The following is a 22,721-nucleotide window of genomic DNA, read 5'->3' as shown; positions in this document are numbered from 1 at the left end:
GTCCGGAGAGCCCAATGGCCCTTGACTACAAGCCAGTAGACGAGGTATCAGGCGGGGGCCGGTTCCACCGGCCCGGCACCCGGGTCCGGCTCCTGGTCCAAGGCGTCCCGCGGCAGATACTCCTCGCTGATCTCCCGTGGCCCGAAGGGCCAGATCCGCTCGTAACGGGCCCACAGCAGAAAGGCCGCACAGCCCGCCGCGAACCAGACCAGTGACCATTCGATGGGATGGCGGCCCGGCGAAGCCTTGTCCGCGTAGCCGTAGATGACCAGCCAGCCGGTCAACGCCACCACGCTGGGCAGCGGATAGAGCCACATCCGGTACGGGCGCGGCAGCGCCGGCTGGCGGCGCCTGAGCACCGTGACCGCCGCAATCTGCCCCAGCGCCTGCACCAACACCATGACGGTGGTGAGGAGTTGGATCAGCGTCGCCAGGTCCGTATGGCGGCCGAGCATAAAACCGGCGATGCCGATGGCCCCCATGGCCAGCAGGCTCAGCCAGGGAAAGCGGTGGCGCGGATGCAGCCGGCCGAAGGGGCGGAAGAACACCTTCTCCCGGGCCGCGTCATAGGGGATCCGCGAAGCCCCCAGCAGCCCGGTGAAGATGGAGGCCACCGCCGTGATCAGCACCAGCACGGTGGCCACATCCGCCGCCCCCTTGCCCCAGGTCTTCTCCAGCACCGCCGAAGCGACCGAGGACGAGGCGTTGTTGTGCGGATCCAGCATGTCCTGCCAGTCCACCACGCCCAAGGTGCCGATCTGCAGCAGCAGATAGATGGCCATGATGCCCAGGATGGAATAGATGATGGAGCGCGGCAGCACCCGTCCCGGGTCCTTGATCTCGGCGCCCATATAGGCGGTGGTCCAGTAACCCCCGTAGTCGTAGATGCCGATGGTGAGCCCGGCCGCGAAGCCGATCCAGAAGTGATTGGTCGTCAGCTCGAAGGCGTGGGGGGGGTAGGTGAAGGCCCGGTGCGCGCTGAAGTGGGTGTAGGCGGCGATGATGACCATCCCCACCGCGGCGATCATCACGCACCACAGCACCACACTGATCCGCGCCAGGGCCTCCACCCGCCCCCACAACAGCCCCACCACCAGCACGATCAGCGCAATGCCGGTGAGATCGCCCTGAGTTGGCGTCATACCCGGCCAGAGATAGGCCAGATACTGCACAAAGCCGATGACCCCGGTCGCCATGGCGAGCGGGATATAGAGCATCGCCGTCCAGACGAACAGGAAGGGCATCAGCTTGCCGGTGCGGTACTGGAACGCCTGCCGCAGATAGATATAACTGCCGCCGGCCCCGGGCAGCGAGGCGCCCAGCTCGGCCCAGACCAGCCCGTCGGCCAGGGCCAGTACCGCCCCCGCGACAAAGCCGATGACGGCATGCGGACCGCCGAAGGCGGCGACCATCAGTGGAATGGTGACGAAGGGCCCAATGCCGCACATCTGGGCCATATTGATGGCGGTGGCCTGGAAGAGGCCGATGCGCCGGAGGAATCCGGCGTGCTGCTCCGGTGCTGGGGCGGGTTCTGCTGCCATCTGTGGTCGGCCCTTTCTGGAAGCACACACTGCAAGCACACTGCCCGGGAGGCCAGGGACGCTAAGGACTCGTAAGGGCCATGTCAATGATCTGTACCCAGAAAGCAGTCGCATTGTCACGCTAAGGTGGGCGGGCCGTGGTGCTCGGGAAGACCGGTGACGGACCTTCGGGTCCGGAGTCCGGAGCGGCCCTCGCCACTGTGATCGGGGAGTTACCGTCCACTTCGTACCCGCCCCCGGGGCGGATACGAAAGCCACTGGCAGCAGCCGGCTGCCGGGAAGGCCGGACGGGCGCGAGCGCCAGCGAACCCGTAAGCCAGGAGACCGGCCACGGCATCTCACAACCGATCCACGAGGTGCTGGAGCGTGAACGGCAGATGACCCTGCCCATCGATACCACCGGCGGTACGCCGGTCCCCTCCTTCCGCTGGCGACGCCAGGACACCGTGCGCACCGCCGGTCTGCTGGCCGTGATAGCCGCCCTGCATATCGTCGCCTTCGGCGTGCTCTTCCTGCTGATCGTGCCCAACCACTACAAGGTGGGCAGCGAGGTCTATGGCATCGGCCTGGGCGTCACCGCCTACACCCTGGGCATGCGGCACGCCTTTGACGCCGACCACATAGCCGCCATCGACAACACCACCCGCAAGCTGATGGCCGACGGCAAGCGGCCGGTCTCGGTGGGCTTCTGGTTCGCCCTGGGGCACTCCAGCGTGGTGGTGGTGATGGCCGCCCTGGTCTCCGGTGGCACCCATCTGGCCGGGACCCTGATGAACGAGGAGTCCACCACCCACCAGACCCTGGGCGTGGTGGGCACCACCGTCTCCGGCGGCTTCCTCTATCTGATCGCCGCCCTCAACCTGGTGGCGCTCGCCGGGATCATGCGTATCTTCCGCGCCATGCGCGAGGGCCGCTTCAACGAGGCCGAACTGGAACGGCAGTTGGACTCCCGCGGCTTTATGAACCGCATCCTGGGACGGCTCACCCGCTCCATCTCCCGGCCGGGCCAGATGTATCCGCTGGGCTTCCTCTTCGGGCTGGGCTTCGACACCGCCACCGAGGTCACCCTGATGGTGATGGCGGGCAGCGGGGCCGCCGCCGGGCTGCCCTGGTACGCCATCCTCTGCCTGCCGCTGCTGTTCGCCGCCGGGATGAGCCTGTTCGACACCCTCGACGGGACGTTTATGAACTTCGCCTACCAGTGGGCGTTCTCCAACCCGGTGCGCAAGGTCTACTACAACCTCACCATCACCGGCCTGTCCATCGCGGTCGCCTTCCTCATCGGCACCATCGAACTGGTCGGTGTGCTGCACGAGAAGCTGGGCCTGGACGACGGCCTCACCGGCTGGATCGCCGGGCTCAACCTGGACAATGTGGGCTTTGTCATCGTCGGCCTGTTTGTGGCCGTCTGGGCCGCGGCCCTGGCGTACTGGCGCTTCGGCCGGGTCGAACAGCGCTGGGCGGCGCAGACGGCCGAGGCGTCGCCGGAGGGCTGATCCGTCCGGATGGACGAGTCCGGCAAGCGCAACCGGACACGGCGGCGGTCCACTGAGGGGGAAGCGACCCGCCCCCCGAAAGGACGCCGCCGTGGCCGAGCGCGAGCCCGAGAACAAGCGGAAGAAGCTCTCCGACAACGCCAGGTTCTTCCTGAGCGGCATGCCCAGCAGGGCGGAACGGGAGAAAGCGCTCCGCGAGAAGACACCGGAGGAGCTGGACAAGGCGGGGGAGGAGGTACGGAGCGCGCTCGCGGAGGGGGAGGAGGAGCGGGGCTGATGCGTCCTGCGACCGCGGGCCGTCGGTGGCTGGTCGCGCCCATGCGGCGGAGCGGCATCGCTCATGGACCGTGCCATCGCCGAGTCGCGGCGGCCCCGTACTCTCGCGGGTCATCTGCGGGCCGTGGGTGGCTGGTCACGCAGTTCCCCGCGCCCTTATCGGGCGCGCCGGTGCGTGGCCAGCAGGTAGCCCAGCAGTACGGCCAGCACGGCCCCCGTGTCCGCCACCAGACAAGTGGTGAGGCCGCAGAGCCGCAGCAGCCAGGCGCCCGCCAGGGCGCCGGTGAACATCAGCGCCACCGAGCCCAGGCGGCGCCGGAAGCGGGGGTTGGCGCCGCCGGCGGCCGAGGACTCGGCGGCCAGGCCGGTGAGCGTCCCGGTGAGGACCGTGGTGGTCAGATCGGGCAGCCCCACCCGGCGGGTCATCGCATTGCGGCAGCCCATGGCCAGGGCGAGTACGCCGATGACCGCGTACCGCACCTGGTCCAGCGGGGCCAGGGCCGCGATGGCCGTCGCCACCGCGGTGCCCGCGGTCTCCACGGCCAGCGCCGCGCCCACCCAGCGGCGCCGGGCGCCCAGATGGACCGCCAGCCGGCCGCCGGTCACCGCGCCCACCAGGAATCCGGTCAGCGAGACGCCCGAGGCGAGCAGGGAGAAGCCGGGGGTGCGGGCGGCGGCGAAGCCCAGGACCACCACATTGCCCGTCATATTGGCGGTGAACACATGGCCGAGGCCGATATAGCTCACCGCGTCCACAAAGCCGCTCACCACGGTCAGACAGGCCAGGACCGCCGGGAGCAGGACTGCCTCGTCCGCCTGGTCCGCCGTGGTCGCCGGGTGCATGGCCAGCTCCTCTCCGCGAAGACCAGCGGTCTTCGCGCCGGGTTGCCCGCGGAAGGGTCCGCGGCAGACTTGAACCATGCCCGAACTGCCGGAGGTGGAGGCCCTCGCCGGGTTCCTGGCCGAGCGGCTGGCGGACCGTACCGTCGAAGCCGTGGTGCCGGTCGCGATCAGCGTACTGAAGACCTATGACCCGCCCCTGAGTTCCCTTCAGGGGCGTGCCGTCACCGGAGTGCGCCGGTACGGCAAGTTCCTGGACCTGGCCACCGGCGGCCCCGATGGCCCGCACCTGGTCATCCATCTGGCCCGGGCCGGGTGGCTGCGCTGGCGGGAGGAGCTGCCGGCGGCACCGCCCCGGCCGGGCAAGGGGCCGCTCGCCCTGCGGGTGCGGCTGGCCGGCGGCGGGGGCTTCGACCTCACCGAGGCGGGCACCCAGAAGCGGCTGGCCGTCCACTGCGTCCGGGACGTCACCGAGGTGCCCGGCATCGCCCGTCTGGGACCGGACGCGCTGGCGCTCGGCCGGGAGGACTTCGCCGGTCTGCTGCGGGGTGGACACCGGCAGATCAAGGGGGTGTTGCGGGACCAGAGCGTGCTGGCCGGCATCGGCAACGCCTACTCCGACGAGATCCTGCACGCCGCCCGGCTCTCCCCGTTCCGGCTGGCGGACTCCCTCACCGGGGAGGAGACGGCCGCCCTCTTCGAGGCGATGGGCGGCGTCCTGCGCGAGGCGGTGGAGCGCTCGCGCGGGCAGGCGGCGGCGGAGCTGAAGACGGAGAAGCGGACCGGGATGCGGGTACACGGCCGTATCGGCGAACCCTGCCCGGTCTGCGGGGATGTCATCCGGGAGGTCTCCTACCGGGACTCCTCGCTCCAGTACTGCCCCACCTGCCAGACCGGCGGCCGGCCGCTGGCCGACCGCCGCCTGTCCCGGCTGCTGAAGTAGCGGCGGACGGTCAGTCCCTGGGGATGCCCCGGGCATCGGCGTGGGCCAGCTCGGAGTGGCGGTAGGAGTAGCTGAAGTAGACGGCCATGCCGATGAGGAACCACACCGCGAACCGCACCCAGGTCTGCCAGGCCAGATAGGTGATCAGCCAGATCGAGGCGGCCACCCCGATGCCGGGCACCAGTGGCACCGCCGGGCAGCGGAAGGACCGCGGCAGCTCCGGCCGCTTGTAGCGCAGCACGATCACCGCGGTGCACACCACCGCGAAGGCCAGCAGGATGCCGATATTGGTCAGCTCGGCCGCCTCCCCGATGGGCACCAGCCCGGCCAGCACCGCCGAGGCCACCCCCACGATCCAGGTCACCCGGACCGGCACATGCCGGGTGGGATGGGTCTTGGCGAACCACTTGGGCAGCAGCCCGTCCCGGCTCATGGCGAACCAGACCCGGGTGACGCCGAGCATAAAGGTGAACATCACGGTCAGGATGCCGATGATGGCGCCCACCGCGATCACATCCGCGATCCCGCTCAGCCCCACCGCCTTGAAGGCGGTGGAGAAGCCGCTCTCGGGGTTGATGTCCTTGTAGTTCTGCATCCCGGTCAGCACCAGGCAGGCCAGGACATAGAGCACCATGGAGACGGCCAGCGAGAGAATGATCGCCCTGGGCATATGGCGCTGGGCGTCCTTGGACTCCTCGGCGGCGGTGGACATGGCGTCATAGCCGAAGACCGCGAAGAAGACGGTGGCCGCCCCGGTAAAGGCACCGCTGATGCCAAAGGGAAAGAAGGGGTGGTAGTTGGCGGTGTTGATATGGAAGAAGCCCACCACGATCACCAGCAGCACCACCACGACCTTCACCCCCACCACGGCCGTCTCAAAGCGGGCCGCGTTCTTGATGCCCAGGGTGAGCAGATAGGCGATCAGCAGACAGAGGACCGCGGCGAAGACATCCACCCGGTGCCCGTGCCCGGTGCCCGGGGCGCCCAGCATCCAGTCCGGCAGCGGCGCCCCGGCCTCCTTGAGCAGGAAGTTGACATAGCCGGAGATGCCGATGGCCACCACCGAGACAATGGCGGTGTACTCCAGCAGCAGATCCCAGCCGATGAACCAGCCGCCGATCTCGCCCAGCACCGCATAGCCATAGGTGTAGGCCGAGCCGGCCCGCGGGATCAGCCCGGCGAACTCCGCGTAGGAGAAGGCCGCCGCCGCGCTGGCCACCCCCGCGATCAGGAAGGAGACCAGCACCGCCGGCCCCGCCTTCCCATGGGCGATGGTGCCCGCCAGGCTGAAGATGCCGGCGCCGATGATCCCGCCCACCCCGATGGCCGTCAGCTGCCACAGACCCAGGGTGCGGGTGAGGTGCTCACCGTGCGCCTCGGTCTCCTCCGCCTCCGCAATGGTCTCGATCGGTTTACGGCGCAGTACGCCCTGACCTGCCCGGAGCCCGGCCATGTCAAGTCCTCTCGTCGATCGACGTGACGGCGGCTCATCATGGCCGAGCCCGGGCGGCGACGGAAGGCGCCGCCCCGGGCGGCCCGGCCGGGTCAGCCGATGGCGGGCGGGGCCGCGGAACGGGCCGTACCCCAGCGGGAGGGCGCGGGCCCGACCGTGAACTCCAGCTCCTCGCCGTCCCGGATGGCCGCCGTGGTCAGATAGGTCCGGTCGAAGGCGAACCCGTCCAGCCGTGCCGACTGCACATAGCGGCCGTCCGCCGAGGCGCCCGGGGCACTCACCGTGAAGTGCCCCTCGGGGAACCAGCGCCGGTCCAGCCGCAGTTCGACCCGGTCGAAGGCCGGAGTGCTCAGCCCCCACACATCGGTGCCCGGCTGGACCGGGTAGAGGCCGATCGCCGAGAGCACCAGCCAGGCCGACATGGTGCCCAGATCGTCATTGCCGGGAATCCCGTCAGGGCTGTCGGTGTACAGGCCCAGCGCGGCACGCACCACATCGGCGGTCTTCCACGGCTGGCCGGTGGAGAGATAGGTGTACGGGGCGTTGATGTCCGGCTCGTTCTCCGGGTTGTAGTGCTCGGCGCTGTAGTAGTCGTACGGACCATGCACCCACACCTCACGGGCGGTACGGGCCGGGTCGGCGCGCAACTTGTCGTAGGCGAAGAAGGAGTCCAGCCTCCGGTTGGCCGCCTCCCGGCCGCCGAGCAGCTCGATCAGGCCCGGCAGGTCCTGCTGCACCAGCCACTGGTACTGCCAGGCGGTGCCCTCGTGGAAGCCGGGGCTGCGGGCCGGGTCCGCGGAACCGGTGAAGGCACCATGGGCGTCCCGCGGCCGGAAGAAGCCGGTGCCGGCGTCGAAGAGATGGCGGTAGTTGCGCGAGCGGTCCGCGAAGCGGTCGGCGTCAGCGCGGTGCCCCAGGTCATGTGCCATCTCGGCCAGCGCGCCATCGGCCAGGGCATACTCCAGGGTGGCCGAGGCACCCTGCTCCAGATCCGACTCACCCGGCTTGTGCCGCTGGGAGCGGGGCATCAGCGGCACATAACCGTCCCTGAGATAACGGGGGTTGCCATCCCGCCCCACCGAGGGCGAACCGGCCGGCGGCACCCCGTCGGCGTTTCTGCGCAGCGCCTGGTACGCCTCCTCCTCGTACCCCGTCAGCAGCCCTTGCTGATAGGCGTTGGTGAGGTAGGGCGTCACCGGGTCACCGGTCATCACATTGGTTTCCACCGTCCCATAGCCCCACTTGGGCAGCCAGCCGCCCTCCTGTTCCACCCGCAGCACCGAACGGGCCATATCGCGGGCCTCGCGCGGGGCGATCAGCGACAGCAGCTGCGCCTGGCTGCGATAGGTGTCCCACAGCGACCAGTTCTGGTAGTAGGTGAAGCCATTGGCCCGGTGGACGCGCTGGTCCCAGCCGGTGTAGCGGCCGTCCGCGTCACTGCCGATATTGGGGGACAGCAGGGCGTGGTAGAGCGCGGTGTAGAAGGCCCGCCGCAGAGTGCGCCCGCCGCCCTCCACCCTTACATCCGCCAGCCGTTGCTCCCACTCCTCACCGGCCGCCTGGACAATACGGTCGAAACTCCCCCGGGTGGCCCGGAGGTTGGCCTCGGCGCCCGCCGCATCCACATAACTGATCGCGGTGGTCGCCTCCACCCGGCGGTCCCTGGTGGTGTCGAAGCGAACCCAGGCCCCGCTGCGGCCGGTTGTGGCCGAGGCCCGCCGGGCCGTGGAGAGCTTCTCGCCCTCCCAGGTGCCATGGGCGGTGAACGGGCGGTTGAAACGGGTCACCGTGTACACCGTGTACGGGAGGGTGTCCTGGCCGCAGAAGCCGCGCCCGGTGATGGCGGAGCGCACCGTGTGGTCGTCCACCACCTCGATACTGCTGGCCACGGTGCGGTGCAGCGGCTGCCCGGAGTTGAGCAGCACATTGGCCTTGTCGGTGGCGGGGAAGGTGTAACGCTGCAGCCCGGTACGGGCGGTGGCGGTCAGCTCGGCGGTGATCCCGCCATAGGAGGCCAGCCGGACCCGGTAGTAGCCGGGCCGGGCGGTCTCCTCCCGGTGGCTGAACTCGGCGGCGTAGCGGGCGCTGTCGGTCTGGGTCACCTCACCGGTGGTGGGCAGCACCGGAAGGTCACCGCCCAGCGCACAGCCCACCCCGGACAGATGCACGGCGCTGAAGCCCCGGATATGGGTGTCCTGGTAGTCATAGCCGGTGGCGTGCCCGGTGTCCGGGGAGAGCTGCACCATCCCGAAGGGGACGGCGGCACCGGGGAAGGTATTGCCCTCATGCGCGGTGCCGATGAAGGGGTTGACCAGCGAGGTGAGGTCCTCCTCCGCCCGGGCCGAGGAGGGCTGCGGCGGCAGCAGCCCGGCACCGGCCAGCGCGGCGGCGAGGACGAGGACGGCCTTACGGCCGCGCCATGCCGGGGGTCTGGTGGCTCTCCGTCTCATCCTTCACACCCTTCTCGCCGCCCCTCCGTCGCTGTCAGGGGCGAGGCTCACCCGGGGGACAGGGGGAGTCAAGGATGCGCGGAGTGGTGGGCGTGGTCACCGGGGCCCGGATCCGGCCGGTGGTGTTTCGGCCAACTCCCGGGCTCCGGGCCCCCGTCGGAGGAGCATCACCCCTGCCAGCGCCGGCGCGCCCCGTGTACAGTGGCGGCGTTCCGTTCGATTTGTCTGACGGGGTGACAACTGGATGCGAACACGGGGAGAGCCGGTGACGGACCGGCGCTGACCGCAATCCTGAGCAGCCGGCCGAAGCCGGTCGCGTTCGACGCGCCGGTCGCATTCGGCACCCGCCCGCCGCTGAACTCCCGAGGAGAGCGCACCATGTCACTGCCCGCACACCCCAGAGCGGCCATAACGCTGCCCACAGCGCTGCTGGGGTCCGCCCTGCTGCTCACCGGCGGGGTCGGGATGGCCTTCGCCGACGGCACTCCCGCGAAGGGGTCGAAGCCCGGTACCGCGCAGTCCGCCCGGGCGGGCGGCGCGGCCGGGGCCGCGGCCGCCTGGGCCGCCTCCCGGCTGAATGCGGACCCCGGCACCCTGCGCGACCACGATCTGACCGCCGACCTGGTGATGGGCCTGGCGGCCGCCGGCACCCAGCCCGACACCGCCCGCCGGGCCACCGGGGACCTGGCCCGGCACGCCGAGGACTACCTCAGCCAGGGCACCAAGGGCCGGATCAGCGTGGCCAACACGGCCAAGCTGGCGCTGGTCGCCGCGGCGATGAAGCAGGACGAGTCCAAGAACGCGGCCGGGAAACAGGACGAGTCCAAGAACGCGGCCGGGAAGCAGGGCCCGACGAACTTCGGCACGGGCCATGACCTGATCGCCACCCTGAAGGACAGGCTCCAGAAGGACGGCCGCTTCACCGACCTGGTCCCGCAGGACCACGGCCTGGCCCAGCAGGACCACTCCGACCGGATCAGCCAGGCCCTGGCCGTGCTGGCCCTCAAGCGCGCCACCGGAACGGTGCCCGCCGAGGCCCTCGACCGCCTGGCCGCAGGCGCCTGCACCGACGGCGGCTTCCCGCTCGCCCTGACCGGCACCTCCGCCACCTCCTGCACCTCCGACCCCGAGGCCACCGCCATGGCGGTCCAGGCCCTGACGGCCGCGGGCGGCAAGGACGAGCAGGCCAAGGACGCGGTGAAGTGGCTGACCGGCCACCAGCACCGGGACGGCGGCTTCGCCACCGCCAAGGGCGAGGTCAACGCCCGTAGCACCGCCCTGGGCGTCCAGGCGCTCAACGCGGGCGGCAGGACCGCCCAGGCCGCCAAGGGGCTGGCCTGGCTGCGCAGCGTCCAGGTGAGCTGCACCGGCAGCGCCGCCGAGCGGGGCGCGGTCGGCTGGAACAAGCCGGTGATCGACGGCAGGACGCTGAGCGCCACCGCCCAGGTGCTCCCCGCCCTGGCCGGGAAGTCCCTGGGCCAGGCGGAGACCTCCGGTATCCGTCCGGCCCTGGCCGCCACCGGCTGCGGCGAGGACGCCCCCACGGACGACGCCACCTTCGAGAGCCGTCCCAGCACGCCCGGCATGGACGCCACCCGGCCCAGCACGCCCGGGACCGACCCGACGGCCACCAGCACGGCCACCGCCACCGAGAGCCCGGCACCCACCGGGACCGCCACCGCCACCGCCGAGCCCTCGGCCACCGCGACCGACGGCACCACCGGCTCCACCGACGGCAGCAACGGCAGCAATGGCAACAACGACGGCCTGGCCGCCACCGGAATGAGCGCCGCCTACCCCGCCGCCATCGCCGCCGGCGCCCTGCTTCTCACCGGCACCGCCGCGGTCACCCTCTCCCGCCGGCGCGGCCGGCGCTGAGCCCGTCCGCACCCATGAACCCCGTGCGCCTCGCGGAACTCGCCGCCGTGGGCCCGTTCTTCGCCCTGCGGACCGAGGACCCGCCGGAAGGCGCACCCGGCGGGCCCGGTGAGCCCGGCTATCTCCGGCTCGCCGGGCCCGCCGTGCGGCTGCGGGTGGACACCGTGGCCCGCCGGCTGGCCACCGGGGACCGCAGGGCGGCCGCCTCCATCGCCTTCCAGGGCATCGCCGGGCGGCTGCTCTCCCTGGCCCTGGGCTCCGCCGTGCTCACCGGCTCCGTCCCGGACCTGACGGCGGACGGACCCTGGTGGCACCCGGAGCGCACCGCGCCGGACGACCTCTGGCTGCCCCGCCCGGCCGCCCTCCCGCTCGCCGGGGACGGGGCCGAGGAGATCACCGCCACCGTGCTGGACGGCACCCTGCCGCGGCTGCACACCGCATTCCGGGCCGAAGTGCCCATCTCCTCCCGGCTGTTGTGGGGCAACGCGGGATCCGCCCTGGCGGGCGCGGCACGGGTGCTGCACGGCTGGTGCGCCGGGCAGGGCCGCACCGCGGACGCGGCACGGACCCTGGCCCTCACCCGTTCACTGCTGGCCCGCCCCCCGCTGCGCGGCACCGGAACCCTGGGCCCGGCGGGGGAGTTCACCCGCCGCACCTGCTGCCTCTACTACCGGGTCCCGGCCGGCGGCAAGTGCGGCGACTGTGTGCTGCGCCATCCGCCCGCTCAACGGCCCACGGCCGCCATATAGTCGCGCCAGATCTTCGGCGTCAGGTCGTTGCCGTACCGGCCCTTCTGCCCGCCCAGGTCGGCCATCGGCAGCAGCTGGGGCTCATCCGGTTTGGTACGGAACAGGGTCACCGCCGTGGACAGATCCCGGTCGAAGCCCACAAACCAGGCGGAGCGGAACCGGTCCTGCTCCCCGGTGCGCCCGGCGGCGGCCGGGCCCACGCCCGCCTTGCCGCCGGACTCCCGCAACACCTCGGTGACCTGGGCCGCCACCTGCTCATCCAGCGCCCGGCTCGCCGGGCCACGGCGGAAACCGTCCAGGGTGACGCCGTCCTTGGCCAGCCTGGTCACCGAGTAAGGGCTCTGCGTCAGGCCCTGGTTGGCGAAGGTGCCATAGGCGCCCGCCATCCGGACGGCGCTGGGGGTGGAGGTGCCGATGGGGAAGGTGGTCTCCAACGGGGCCATGCTTTCCGGCAGCAGGCCGGAGCGCACCGCGGTGTCCCGCACCCGTTGCAGTCCCACCTCGCGGCCCAGCCGGACAAAGGTGGCATTGCCGCCCGAGAGCAGCGCCTGGCGCAGACTGGGGTGCTCGTCATCCGACCCGCCGCCCTCGGAGCGCAGGGTGCCGGCCGCGTCGAAGTAGCTGTCCGGCACCACGGGCCTGCCGCCCGCCCCGTACTGCAACGCCGCCGCCAGGACGAAGGGCTTGAACGCGGAGCCGACGGGAACGCCCGAGGTATCCGCGTTGTCGGCGAAGTGCTTTGTGGCATCCGGGCCGCCATAGACGGCGAGCACCGCCCCGTCCGAGGGCCTCACCGAGGCGGCGCCGGCCTGGACATCGGAATCCGAGGCGGAGCGCTTCTTTGGATCGAGATCCCTTTTGAGCTCTCCCTCCACGGCCTGCCGCAACTGCTCGGTGCGCTGTTTGTCAAAGGTGGTGTGCACCCGGTAACCGCCGTGCGCCAGTTCCTTGTCGGTCAGATCCGTGCGCTGCTTGATGTATTTATTGGCCACATCGACGAGATAGCCGATCTGGCCGCCCACACTGGTGGAGTTGGACTGCTTGTGCGGCTCCGGGAACGTGCGGTAATTGTCCCGTTCCGACGGGGACATCAGCCCCACCTTGACCTGCCGGTCGAGAATCCATTTCCAGCGCTCCTCGGCCCGCTGGTGGTTCTTCGCCCCGACCGAGGGGTCGTACTGCTCGGCACCCTTCAACAGCGCCGCCAGCAGGGCCGATTGACCGGGATCGAGCTTCCGGGCCGGAATTCCGTAGTACGCCTGGGCGGCGGCCTCGATACCATAGGCGCCACGGCCGAACCAGCTGGTGTTGAGATAGCCCTGGAGAATCTCGTCCTTGCTCTTGCGCTGGTCCAGCTTCAGCGAGATGACAAACTCCTTGATCTTCCGGGTGGCGGTCTGCTCCTGGGAGAGATAGGTGTTCTTCACATACTGCTGGGTGATGGTCGAACCGCCCTGGGTCTCCTTCCCCTCGGCCATGCTGACCACGGCCCGCAGCAGGCCCTTGAAGGAGACCCCGGCATCGGTGTAGAAGCTGGCGTTCTCCGCCGCGATCACCGCGTTACGGGCCGACTTGGGGACATCCGCGAGCTGGACCACATTCCGGTTGACCGGCCCCACGCTCACCATCTGCGAACCGTCGGACCAGTAATAGGTGTTGGCCTCCTGCCGCGCCGCGACATTCTCATCGGGAATGTCCACGCTGACATAGACATAGGCGAACAGCCCCGCCAGCGCGCCCAGTCCGAGCGTCACCGAACCCAGCAACAGCCGCCACGACGGAAGCCAGCGACGAAATCCGCGCCTCCCCTGACGCGGGTAGTCGATGAACCGCCACTCGGGCCGCTCCGCCGCACGGCGGCGGTGGCGGGGCTTGCGTCGTCGTATGTCCATGGTCCCATCAGCCTCTCGTGCTGATCACTCTACGAACAGAGAGGGGGCTGCCGGGAGGCGGGTTGGCCGGACTTTTATGAGAATTCAGTGACAGAGAGTGCGCTTCGCCGGGGCGCGGGACGGGTATGGTGTGCGGCTCCGCCGCGTGGGGCGGGACCAAGTGACTGCGCTACTGGTCGCGTTCCAGGACCCGTCAGGGGCGCGGGGCAGTTTCATGTGCGGCTCCGCCGCGTGGGCGCGACCAGCCACCCACCGGTCCGCGGAATGAAACATAGCCGGAGGCCGGGGGGCCGCCTCACGGAACTCAGACACCTCCGCCAGTCCGGGGCGGCCACTGGTCCGGGGCCAGGACGCCCAACACATACGCCTTGGCAACCAGCGCCGTCCGGTTGCGAACCCGCCAGCGGCGGGAAAGCCGGGTCAGGTGGTAGTTGACGCCGTCCACGGTCAGCCCCACCGCCTTGCCGACGGCCGCCGTCGTGGCCCCCGAGGCGACCAGGGCCAGGATGCGCTCCTCCACCGGGGAGACCTCCGCGCCGGGAAGCGGCGGATCGGGCTCCCTGGTGCGCAGCACGGCCAGCAGCACCGGGCTGCCCCGCGACGGCTCGTCCACCAGGTCGATCAGGAACTCCCCGGAGCGCTGCGGACCGTCCCCGGCCGGCGGCCAGCACACCTCGATGGCGTAGCGCGAGCGGCGTCCCAGCCGCAAGGCGTCGGCCAGCCGGTCGAGTTGGGCCACGGATCTGGGCCGGAAGAACTCCTGAAGCCTGCGGCCGCGCAGCCGCCCCGGCACCGTGCCCCACTCCACCGCCATGGCCAGATTGGCGATGGTGATCTCACCGTCCTGCTCACAGACCGCGATCGGCGTCGGCACCCGGTCCAGCAGCACCAGGAAGTGGTTGCGCCAGATGTAGTTGTCCTCACCGTTCAGCACCGCCGCCACCCCTCCCCGGAGCATCCGCCGCCCTCGCGCAAGGGGCGGTCACCGCCCCGTACTGCACAATCATGCAGTCGCCCGGTCCGGCGTCCCCGGCCGGGGCGGTCACCCTGGGCATATGACGGACACGAGCCAAGACCTGGCAACGATCCCCGTGGTGGACGTCTCCGACGTGGGACTCACCGCCACCCCGCTCCAGCAGGCGATGCGCCTGGCCCGCACCCATGGGCCGGTGTTCCGGCGCCGGCTGCACGACACCGACCGGCTCTTCGTCTGCTCCCCGGACCTGGTCGCCGAACTGTCCGACGAGGACCGCTTCACCAAACATGTGGGCCCGGCCCTGGAGAACGTCCGCGAGTTCACCGCCGACGGATTGTTCACCGCCTACAACGACGAGCCCAACTGGGCCAAGGCGCACGACATCCTGCTGCCCGCCTTCGCCCTGGGCTCCCTGCGCGCCTACCACCCGGCCATGGTCACCGCCGCCCGGCGGCTGATCGACGCCTGGGACGGCCATCTGCGGCGGGGCAGCGCGGTGGACGTCGCCGAGGACATGACCCGGATGACCCTGGACACCATCGGACTGGCCGGATTCGGCTATGACTTCGAGTCCTTCGCCCGCCGGGAGCCGCACCCCTTCGTCGGCGCCATGGTGCGCTGCCTGGAGTGGAGCATGAACCGGCTGGGCCGCGCCCCCGGCGCCGACCACAGCGCCGAGGACGCCGCCTTCCGCGACGACGCCGGCTATCTGGCCGCGGTGGTGGACGAGGTGATAGCCACCCGCCGGGCCTCCGGCGAGCGGCGCACCGACGACCTGCTGGGGCTGATGCTGGGCGCCCCGCACCCGGCCGACGGCACCCTGCTGGACGCGGCCAATATCCGCAGCCAGGTGATCACCTTCCTGATCGCCGGACATGAGACCACCTCCGGCGCCCTGTCCTTCGCCCTCTACCACCTGCTGCGCAACCCCGTGGCGCTGCGCCTGGCCCAGCGCGAGGCGGACGAACTCTGGGGCGACACCGAGGACCCGGAACCCTCCTTCGAGGACGTGGGACGGCTGCGCTGGACCCGCCAAGTGCTCAATGAGGCCCTGCGGTTGTGGCCCACCGCCGCCGCCTTCAACCGGGAGCCCAGGCAGGACACCCTGCTCGGCGGCCGCTACCGGCTGCGCGCCGGAGAAGGGGTGACCGTGCTCACCCCCATGCTGCACCGGGACGCCGCCGTCTGGGGCGACAACCCCGAACTCTTCGACCCCACCCGCTTCGACCCCGAGGCGGAGGCGGCCCGCCCCCCGCACGCCTACAAGCCCTTCGGCACCGGTGAACGCGCCTGCATCGGGCGGCAGTTCGCGCTGCATGAGGCCACCATGCTGCTGGGGCTGCTGGTGCACCGCTACCGGCTGACCGGCGACAGCGGATACCGGCTGAAGATCAAGGAAACCCTCACCCTCAAGCCCGAGGGCTTCACCCTCACCCTCGCCCGCCGCACCACCCGCCACCGCACCCCGCCCCCCGCCGCCCCGGCCGCGTCCGTACCCACCGGCCCGTCCCGGGTCCGGCCCGGCACCGGCCTGCTGGTGCTGCACGGCTCCAACTACGGCACCTGCCGCGAGCTGGCGCAGGCCCTCGCCGAACGGGCCACCGCGCTGGGCTGCGAGGCCCGGACGGCCCCGCTGGACGCTTACGCCGGCCAACTGCCCGCCGGCCCACCCGTGGTGATCGTCGCCGCCTCCTACAACGGCCGTCCCACCGATGACGCGGCCGCCTTCGCCCGCTGGGCCGAGCAGGCGGCGGACGGGGCCGCGAAGGGCGTGCGGTACGCGGTCCTGGGCGTGGGCGACCGCAACTGGGCCGCCACCTACCAGCGCGTCCCCACCCTCCTCGACGAGCGCCTGGCCGCCCTCGGCGGCACCCGGCTGCTGCCCCGGGCCGAGGCCGACGCCTCCGGCGATCTCACCGGCGCGGTCGATGAGTTCACCGGCGCCCTGTGCCGGACCCTGCTGGAACACCACGGCGACCCGGCGACCACCGGCGCCCCCGAGCAGGCGGCGGACCAGCCCGCCTACACCGTCACCGAACTCACCGGCCCCCCGCTGGGCGCACTCGCCGCCCGCCACGGGGTGACGCCGATGACCGTCACCGAGGCATACGACCTCACCGCCCCCGGACACCCGCGCGTCAAGCGCTTTCTGCGCCTGGCCCTTCCGGAGGGCGTCAACTACCGCACCGGCGACCACCTCGCGGTACTCCCCGTCAACGATTCCCGGTCGGTGGACCGGGCCGCCCGGCTGTTCGGCGTGCACCCCGACACCCTGCTGTCCATCCAGCCCCGCCGCCCCGGCCGCCAGTCGCTGCCCGTGGACCGGCCGCTGACCGCACGGGAGTTGCTCACCCACCACCTGGAACTGCACCGCAGGCCCACCGCACGGCAGACGGCCGCGCTGGCCGAACGCAACCCCTGTCCGCCCGAACGGGCCGCGCTGCGCGCCCTGTCCGCCGAGGACCCGCGCACCCTGCTGGAACTGATCGAGGACCACCCCGCCCTGCACGGCACCCTCGGGGCGGCCGCACTGGTGGAACTGCTGCCGCCGATGCGGCTCCGCCAGTACTCCATCTCCTCCTCACCCGCCGTGGACGCCCGCCATATCGACCTGATGGTCTCGCTGCCCACGGACCGGACGGCCACCGGCCCCGGCCACCTCGCCCGGCTGCGCCCCGGCGACACCCTGCTCGCCCGGCTCCAGCCCTGCCGGGAAGCGTTCCGCATCGACCACCGGCGGCCCCATCCCGTGGTGATGGTCGCCGCTGGCACCGGCCTGGCCCCCTTCCGGGGCGCCATCGCCGACCGCACCGCCCTACTGGCCACCGGCACCGAACTCGCCCCCGCTCTCCTCTACTTCGGATGCGACGACCCGGAAGCCGACTATCTGCACACCACCGAACTCCACGCCGCCCAGGAGGTCGGCGCCGTCTCCCTCCGCCCCGCCTTCAGCCAACGCCCCGGCCCGGACGGCCCATTCGTCCAGCACCGCATGGCCGCGGAGGGCGCGGAACTATGGTCACTGCTCAAGGCCGGAGCGAGCGTCTATGTCTGCGGTGACGGCGCCAGAATGGCCCCCGGCGTGCGGGCCGCCCTGCGCGACCTGTACACCCGCCAGACGGGGGCACCGGCCCGCCACGCGGACGAGTGGCTGCGCCAACTGACCGATGAGGGGCGGTACGTGGAGGACGTCTACGCGGGGTAGGGCCCGTGCTGACTCGCCAGCCCATTCCTTGTGCGAGGTGCACCACTCCGGGCATCGGCGTCGCTGCGGCGCGCCGATGCCCGATATCCATCTCCCAGGGCGCAACCATCCGGCTACCAAGACTCACCCAACACTCGCCCTGGGTAGAGCAATCCAGCCAAGAGCCCAGACTTCCGCCAACTGTGTCTGAGTACGCAAAGTGACCGTAACCCGTCGCGTGGTTTGGGCGCCAGTGCCCCCTCCCGGGGCGAAGCGTGGCTACCCCACGGCGCGCAGCCGCAGGATGCTCGGCCGTTGGGTGAGTGTCGTTGCCATTTCAAGAACTTTGCCGATCGAGGATCGGCCGCTTTAGATCGTCACAGTGTGCAGCCTCCGGCGCTGAGGGAGGCTGGCGGAATAACCCCTGCTGTAACCGGCGTGTTACCGATAAATTTTCGGCGATCAGTTGAGGAGTGCGGAAAGGGGTGCATCCAGCTTAAGGTTTCACCTTTGCTTTGCGGTGTTTATTCTTATTGTTGCGTCGGCCGCGGATGGCAATAGGCAATTGTCGGTCGATTTGTGTAATCTTGTATTTCGTGGTGCATGTAGCCGTCCTGGGGCGTGGCGTCAACAGTTGAAGGTTGCCGGAGCCGGCTGGACTTCATGGATGCGATCATGGCTGCTGCGCCAGTTGTGATTCCACAGCCAACGGTCACCGCTGTCTGAAGTATCGGCACTCTCGCGGCGGGATCTCTGGCATCAAGAAGTGGCAGGGGCGCATGTAGTCCGTGTAATCGGCTGCGTTCCGCAAATCCTGGCCCTGTCTCGCGCCTGCCCATTTTCAATTGCTTAGCGCTTCACCATCACCGTAAAAACGTCGGGCGTCTACACAGGATGCTGGAGAGGTGACTGAATCGGTATGGCTAAAAAATGTCTGACTTCTGCTCGGGTACGGTCGATCGTTGGGCGAGGGATTTTCGCGAGCGTCGCGATTGCTGCCGTCACCGGAGTGGCTTTACCGGAGACTGCGGTGGCCGGGCCGTCACAAGCGGTGGCCGAGGCGGACGGCATCGGGACCACTGAAGCGCAGCGCGTTGATGCGGCGGCTGTGGTCCATCTCGATCCCACTCCGGACGTGCTTCTGCTCAGCGATTACGACTTCATACACGCGCTGTGGCAGAAGGCCAGGGACGGGGGTGAGAAGTTGGAAGCGGTGCGAACGGCGGCTGAACAAGCCATGGCCAGCACTTCGGCCGATGCTCACGTGCTCTTCATCACCACCGGTATCCATCAGGCGTATGAGATCGACAAACAGCGGGAGAAGGACCGGGCCGATGCCGACCGGGCGGCCAGGCTCGCCAAGTCTCAGGCCCTGATGGCGGTCGGGATTCCCAACAACCCTGACCTACTGGCCCTCAGCGACGACAATTTCATCCGCGCGGTCATGAAACACGACGCTGCCGGGCCGGAAGTCAAGGCAGCGGCCGCACTCGCACTGGCCGGGAGCCCGGCCGCATGGCGGGAATTCATCACCAATGGCGCCCGGGAGGCACATCAGCGCGACGTGGCCAACGAGTTGAAGGAGCTGGAGAAGAAGAGCCGCGAAGAGGCGGAGCATCGAAGAGAGTTGGCAGCACGCACAGATACCGCAGCGCTATTCCACCTCACACCCTCGGCTGCCATGCTCAATCTTGGCGACGACAACTTCATCCGCGAGCTGCTGCGGGGGTCTTCTGAGGACATGCGCAGCAGCGAGCTCTACCTCGCGGGTCAGCGCGCGCTGCTCAGTTCCGACCCGGCGGATTGGAAACAGTTCATACACACCGGGGCCGAGCAGGCGTACAAGCGCGATGACGAGATCCGGCGTCAGAAGATCGCCGACAACAACCGGAGGCTGGCCCTGCGAATCCAGGCCGCGGCCGAGAGTTCCGGGGTGAATCCTGGCCTGGCAGCCGCGGCAAAGGCGGCGCTGGCCGGAAGTGACGAAGACGTCGCGCGATTCCTCAGGGAGGACAGCCAGTACCGCGCGAAGCGTCAGTCTCTCCAGATGGCCGGCCCGGAGATGGCTGGTTGGTATATCCGCCAGTCAAGTCCTGACGGTGGGGCCGCATTTGTCGCTCCCGCCAATGAGAAGAGCAAGCAGGCTGACCGCGAGGATGCAACCTGGGTCATTGTGCCAGCACTGGCCAACCAACCCGGGTGCTTTTCCTTTGAGTCGGTGCGTAAGGCTGGGTATTACCTGACGGTGCAGCCGGACAGGCGGGTCCGGATATCTCCTGAAGACGGCAGTGCCGAATCCCGCCGCCGTGCCACCTGGTGTGCCGGCGGCAATGTTCCGGGCTTGGGGGTCACCATCCAGTCGGCGTCCCAGCCGGGCGGGGGTCTGCAGTCGGTGCGCGGCGAGCTCTATGCCAACGGCCCAGCCAACTCTGTCAAGGCCGCTGCCTGGCAGCAGTTCTGGCGCATCTCTCCTCCGCTGGCGCCCTGACCTCAGTCCCGCACCGAGTCTCCCTCCTGAGAGGAACGGAATCATGATGTCTCGGACCCTCCGAGCTCTGCTGGTCACAGGCGTCAGCGTCGCCGCGTTGGCCGTCGGCACAAGCACCGCTCAGGCAAATGCCATCACATCTCGGGCGGCTGCTGAGGCGCCGAACTATGTGCGGCTGCAGGTGGAACAGAGTGGTCAGTGCCTGACCATAAAGGACGGCACCATGCAGGAAGGACCTTACGGGGTCCAGTCGAAGTGTGCTGACGAGCTGGATTACCAGCTCTTTGAGCTACGGCCCAACGGCGCGGCAGCTTTTGAGATAGCTGCCAAGCACAGCGGTAGATGTCTGAGCACCGGCCCTGACTTCGAATGGAAGGTTGGCCAACGATGGTGCTTCGACTCTTCCGAGCACCGATACTGGCGGGTGCAACTGGTCGAAGTCTCCAAGGACCTTTACGAGTTGCGTCCCATGGAAGCCTTGAACTACTGCCTGAGCATCAGCGGCGGCAGTCTTGAGGATGGCGCGTTCGCGCACGTCGGGAACTGCGCCGGTGTACCCAACCAACGCTGGCGGATCCTTCCGGCCAGTTCCTGAGTGCAGTGCAAATCCCGCAGGCGGGCGTCAAGCGGTGCGGTTGTACTCTCACCCTCTCCCCCTGCCCGTTGATCTCTGGAAGAAGTGGATTAAAAAATGGCAGGACTCATTCGGTTCGCCCTGATCTTTGGCGTCGGTGCTGCTGCACTGGCCGGCAGCACAGTCACTGCGCACGCAGAGGGAGGTGTTCCGCTGTCCGCTGCACCCGCGGAGGAAACCATTGTCCAGTTGAAGGTCACGCACAGCGGGAAGTGCCTGGACATTCCCCAAGCCAGGACGGAGAACGGTGTGCATGCCTGGCAGTGGGAGTGCAACGGTTCCGCCGCACAGCGATGGCGTGTGGTCCCTATGGACAACTCATCCTTCCAGCTTCGATTGGTGGCCAGTGATAAGTGCCTGGAGGTGGAGAACAGCGGCAGGCAGGAGGGTGCCGTTGTGCAGCAATGGGCATGCACAAATGGGCAGCAAATGCGCTGGCGGGCAGTCCTTGTTGACCCGGTCAGAAAACTCTTCGAACTGCGTCCCGCCCATGTGGAGGACCGCTGTCTGGACATTGCCAACTCGATGACGGAGAACGGCGCGCCGGCGTGGCAGTGGGCGTGCAATCAGACCAACACCCAGTTGTGGCAGATCCTGGAAGTCAAGTGACCCGGCGCAATTTTGAGCGGCCTGTCGTGAGGCGCCAGTGGTGGGTCGCGCAGGCGTTGGCCCTCGTCATGCTGAGTGGTGTTGGTGTCGTAGCGGGAGGTGTGCCGGCCTGGGCCAATTCACCGGTTTCGGTAGGTGCTTTCGGCCAGCGGTCAGCAGACCAGCCCCCGCTTACCGTTGTGACTGCCGAGGAGGCGCGTAATTGGGTTTTGATTTTGGCTAAGACGCATCCTTTCGCTGAGGTGCGAGTGTCTGCGTGGAACGCGCTGCGGAGTACTAGGGGTGCTGATGCGATTGCGGAGTGGTTGGCGCCGGGAGGTGGTTTCGATTACGCCAAGCAGCGGGCCCGGGAGACCCGGTCGCGTAACAGGGCATTCTGTGAGCGGGTGTTGCGTACGCACACAGTGGAATTCTCCCCTCAGGTACATGAGGCCGCTGAACGCGCGTTGAAGGGAACGGCAGCGGACCAAGCGGCGTTTGTGGCCACCGGCTATGCCGACGCCCAGCGTCGGGACCGTTCCTCAAGAGAGGCGGACACCCAGCACAAGTACGAAGTGGCGGCACACGACCGGGACTTTGTGCGTATGCGCGCCGAGCACGATCCGGGTGAGCAGGTGCGGGTGGCGGCGCAGTGGGCGCTGCGGCCCGGGGCCGGTGATGCCGATATCGCTGAGTTCTTCGGGTACGGCTGGACGGCCGGCGCGGCTTTGGACCTGGAGGGTTTCCGGGCACGGGTGGCGGATGCCGAGGTGTTGCGGCGTCACACATTGTCCCGCCTGATCAAGGAGGCCGAGGCGGCGGAGGCCGCGTTGCAGGGGGCGGCGGACGCGGCGAAGGCCCGGGCTGAGGCGGAACGGGCCTGGCGGGCGGTGGCTGAACATGCCGATGCCGCGCGGAAGGCATGGCTTGCTGAACAGAGCACCGCCATGGCGCAGGCCGAGAACTGGAAGAACGTCGTCAACGCCGCCCGGGCGAACCCGGGCGATGTCTGGAAGAACATCGCGGATACCGCGGTCGCCAGTCAGGATGCCTGGGCCAAGGAACAGGCCTTGGCCGGAGAGGCGGTCAGGTTCTGGCTGGACCTGAGTACTCGCGCCCAGGAAAACGGCGACCGCCTGAAGAGCTGACTCATTCTCAGCTCGCGCAGGGTTTTCTCGCCGGTTAGCGCTGGTTGCGCGATCGTCCTGGCTTCCCGCTGCTCTCCCATCCTGACGGGTCGGGTGCAGGGATGCCTGTTGTTGTTCATTCACGAGGGGGTGCTTCTGTGAATTCCAGATTCCGGCCGAGAACAGGCCGATTACATGGTGGCGCA

The 22,721-nt window shown here is 69.4% G+C and carries 16 protein-coding genes and 1 riboswitch; of the genes, 10 read left to right on the top strand and 6 right to left on the bottom strand.

The genetic code is table 11. The features are described 5' to 3' along the window. Positions 1 to 47: 47 nt before the first annotated feature. Complete coding sequence (locus tag CV755_RS07760; RefSeq protein ID WP_109279431.1) at positions 48 to 1,541, bottom strand: APC family permease; 1,494 nt, start codon at positions 1,539 to 1,541, stop codon at positions 48 to 50. 121 nt (positions 1,542 to 1,662) lie between these two features. Continuing rightward, positions 1,663 to 1,888, top strand: a riboswitch (cobalamin riboswitch). Between the two features lie 30 nt (positions 1,889 to 1,918). Between CV755_RS07760 and nicT the strand changes: the two genes are divergently transcribed. Both nicT and CV755_RS07750 read left to right on the top strand, forming a co-directional pair. Beyond that, a complete protein-coding gene (nicT, locus tag CV755_RS07755) occupies positions 1,919 to 3,037 on the top strand; it encodes a Nickel transporter NicT (protein WP_109279570.1) in 1,119 nt (372 codons plus the stop codon). A 91-nt stretch (positions 3,038 to 3,128) separates the two neighbouring features. Beyond that, positions 3,129 to 3,314, top strand: coding sequence for a hypothetical protein (locus CV755_RS07750; RefSeq protein ID WP_109279430.1), 186 nt, complete (start codon positions 3,129 to 3,131; stop codon positions 3,312 to 3,314). A 155-nt stretch (positions 3,315 to 3,469) separates the two neighbouring features. Here the strand turns inward: CV755_RS07750 and CV755_RS07745 are convergent, their stop codons facing one another. Next, positions 3,470 to 4,156 carry a YoaK family protein gene (locus tag CV755_RS07745; RefSeq protein ID WP_109279429.1) on the bottom strand — a complete coding sequence of 229 codons (687 nt, stop codon included), beginning with the start codon at positions 4,154 to 4,156 and terminating at the stop codon, positions 3,470 to 3,472. A 76-nt stretch (positions 4,157 to 4,232) separates the two neighbouring features. On the opposite strand from CV755_RS07745, the gene CV755_RS07740 reads away from it, so the two are divergent. After that, positions 4,233 to 5,096, top strand: a complete 864-nt coding sequence (locus CV755_RS07740) for an Fpg/Nei family DNA glycosylase (RefSeq protein ID WP_109279428.1) — start codon at positions 4,233 to 4,235, stop codon at positions 5,094 to 5,096. 10 nt (positions 5,097 to 5,106) lie between these two features. On the opposite strand, the gene CV755_RS07735 is transcribed toward CV755_RS07740, so the two are convergent. Together CV755_RS07735 and CV755_RS07730 are read right to left on the bottom strand one after the other, a co-directional pair. After that, on the bottom strand, positions 5,107 to 6,549 hold the full coding sequence (locus CV755_RS07735; protein WP_109279427.1) for an amino acid permease: 1,443 nt from the start codon (positions 6,547 to 6,549) through the stop codon (positions 5,107 to 5,109). Positions 6,550 to 6,641: 92 nt separating this feature from the next. Then, the gene (locus CV755_RS07730) at positions 6,642 to 8,999 is read right to left on the bottom strand and encodes a GH92 family glycosyl hydrolase (RefSeq protein WP_109279426.1); all 2,358 of its coding nucleotides are present in this window, start codon (positions 8,997 to 8,999) and stop codon (positions 6,642 to 6,644) included. 378 nt (positions 9,000 to 9,377) lie between these two features. Here CV755_RS07730 and CV755_RS34115 point away from each other — a divergent pair, with 378 nt between their 5' ends. Both CV755_RS34115 and CV755_RS07720 read left to right on the top strand, forming a co-directional pair. After that, the gene (locus CV755_RS34115; RefSeq protein ID WP_153068608.1) at positions 9,378 to 10,877 is read left to right on the top strand and encodes a prenyltransferase/squalene oxidase repeat-containing protein; all 1,500 of its coding nucleotides are present in this window, start codon (positions 9,378 to 9,380) and stop codon (positions 10,875 to 10,877) included. A gap of 14 nt (positions 10,878 to 10,891) precedes the next feature. Continuing rightward, entirely contained in the window at positions 10,892 to 11,626 is a 735-nt protein-coding gene (locus CV755_RS07720; protein ID WP_109279425.1) for a (2Fe-2S)-binding protein, read from the top strand. Here the strand turns inward: CV755_RS07720 and CV755_RS07715 are convergent. Further along, a complete protein-coding gene (locus CV755_RS07715) occupies positions 11,602 to 13,518 on the bottom strand; it encodes a transglycosylase domain-containing protein (RefSeq protein ID WP_109279424.1) in 1,917 nt (638 codons plus the stop codon). The genes CV755_RS07720 and CV755_RS07715 overlap by 25 nt on opposite strands. 304 nt (positions 13,519 to 13,822) lie before the next feature. Beyond that, complete coding sequence (locus tag CV755_RS07710; RefSeq protein ID WP_241561037.1) at positions 13,823 to 14,452, bottom strand: helix-turn-helix transcriptional regulator; 630 nt, start codon at positions 14,450 to 14,452, stop codon at positions 13,823 to 13,825. A 121-nt stretch (positions 14,453 to 14,573) separates the two neighbouring features. Here CV755_RS07710 and CV755_RS07705 point away from each other — a divergent pair, with 121 nt between their 5' ends. The 5 genes from CV755_RS07705 to CV755_RS36890 all read left to right on the top strand — a co-directional run bounded on the left by CV755_RS07705 (position 14,574) and on the right by CV755_RS36890 (position 22,536). Beyond that, positions 14,574 to 17,699 (top strand): bifunctional cytochrome P450/NADPH--P450 reductase, encoded by a 3,126-nt coding sequence (locus CV755_RS07705; protein WP_109279422.1) that lies wholly within the window; start codon positions 14,574 to 14,576, stop codon positions 17,697 to 17,699. 898 nt (positions 17,700 to 18,597) lie between these two features. Continuing rightward, on the top strand, positions 18,598 to 20,166 hold the full coding sequence (locus CV755_RS07700; protein ID WP_109279421.1) for an AbfB domain-containing protein: 1,569 nt from the start codon (positions 18,598 to 18,600) through the stop codon (positions 20,164 to 20,166). 43 nt (positions 20,167 to 20,209) lie between these two features. Further along, on the top strand, positions 20,210 to 20,761 hold the full coding sequence (locus tag CV755_RS07695) for an RICIN domain-containing protein (RefSeq protein WP_161968615.1): 552 nt from the start codon (positions 20,210 to 20,212) through the stop codon (positions 20,759 to 20,761). Between the two features lie 96 nt (positions 20,762 to 20,857). Then, positions 20,858 to 21,409, top strand: a complete 552-nt coding sequence (locus CV755_RS07690) for an RICIN domain-containing protein (RefSeq protein ID WP_109279419.1) — start codon at positions 20,858 to 20,860, stop codon at positions 21,407 to 21,409. Positions 21,410 to 21,477: 68 nt separating this feature from the next. Further along, positions 21,478 to 22,536 (top strand): hypothetical protein, encoded by a 1,059-nt coding sequence (locus tag CV755_RS36890; RefSeq protein ID WP_109279569.1) that lies wholly within the window; start codon positions 21,478 to 21,480, stop codon positions 22,534 to 22,536. The last annotated feature ends 185 nt before the right edge of the window (positions 22,537 to 22,721 follow it).

The sequence above is a fragment of the Streptomyces orinoci genome (genome assembly GCF_003121295.1).
GTDB lineage: Bacteria > Actinomycetota > Actinomycetes > Streptomycetales > Streptomycetaceae > Streptomyces > Streptomyces orinoci.
This window is presented reverse-complemented; position numbering and strand designations above follow the sequence as displayed.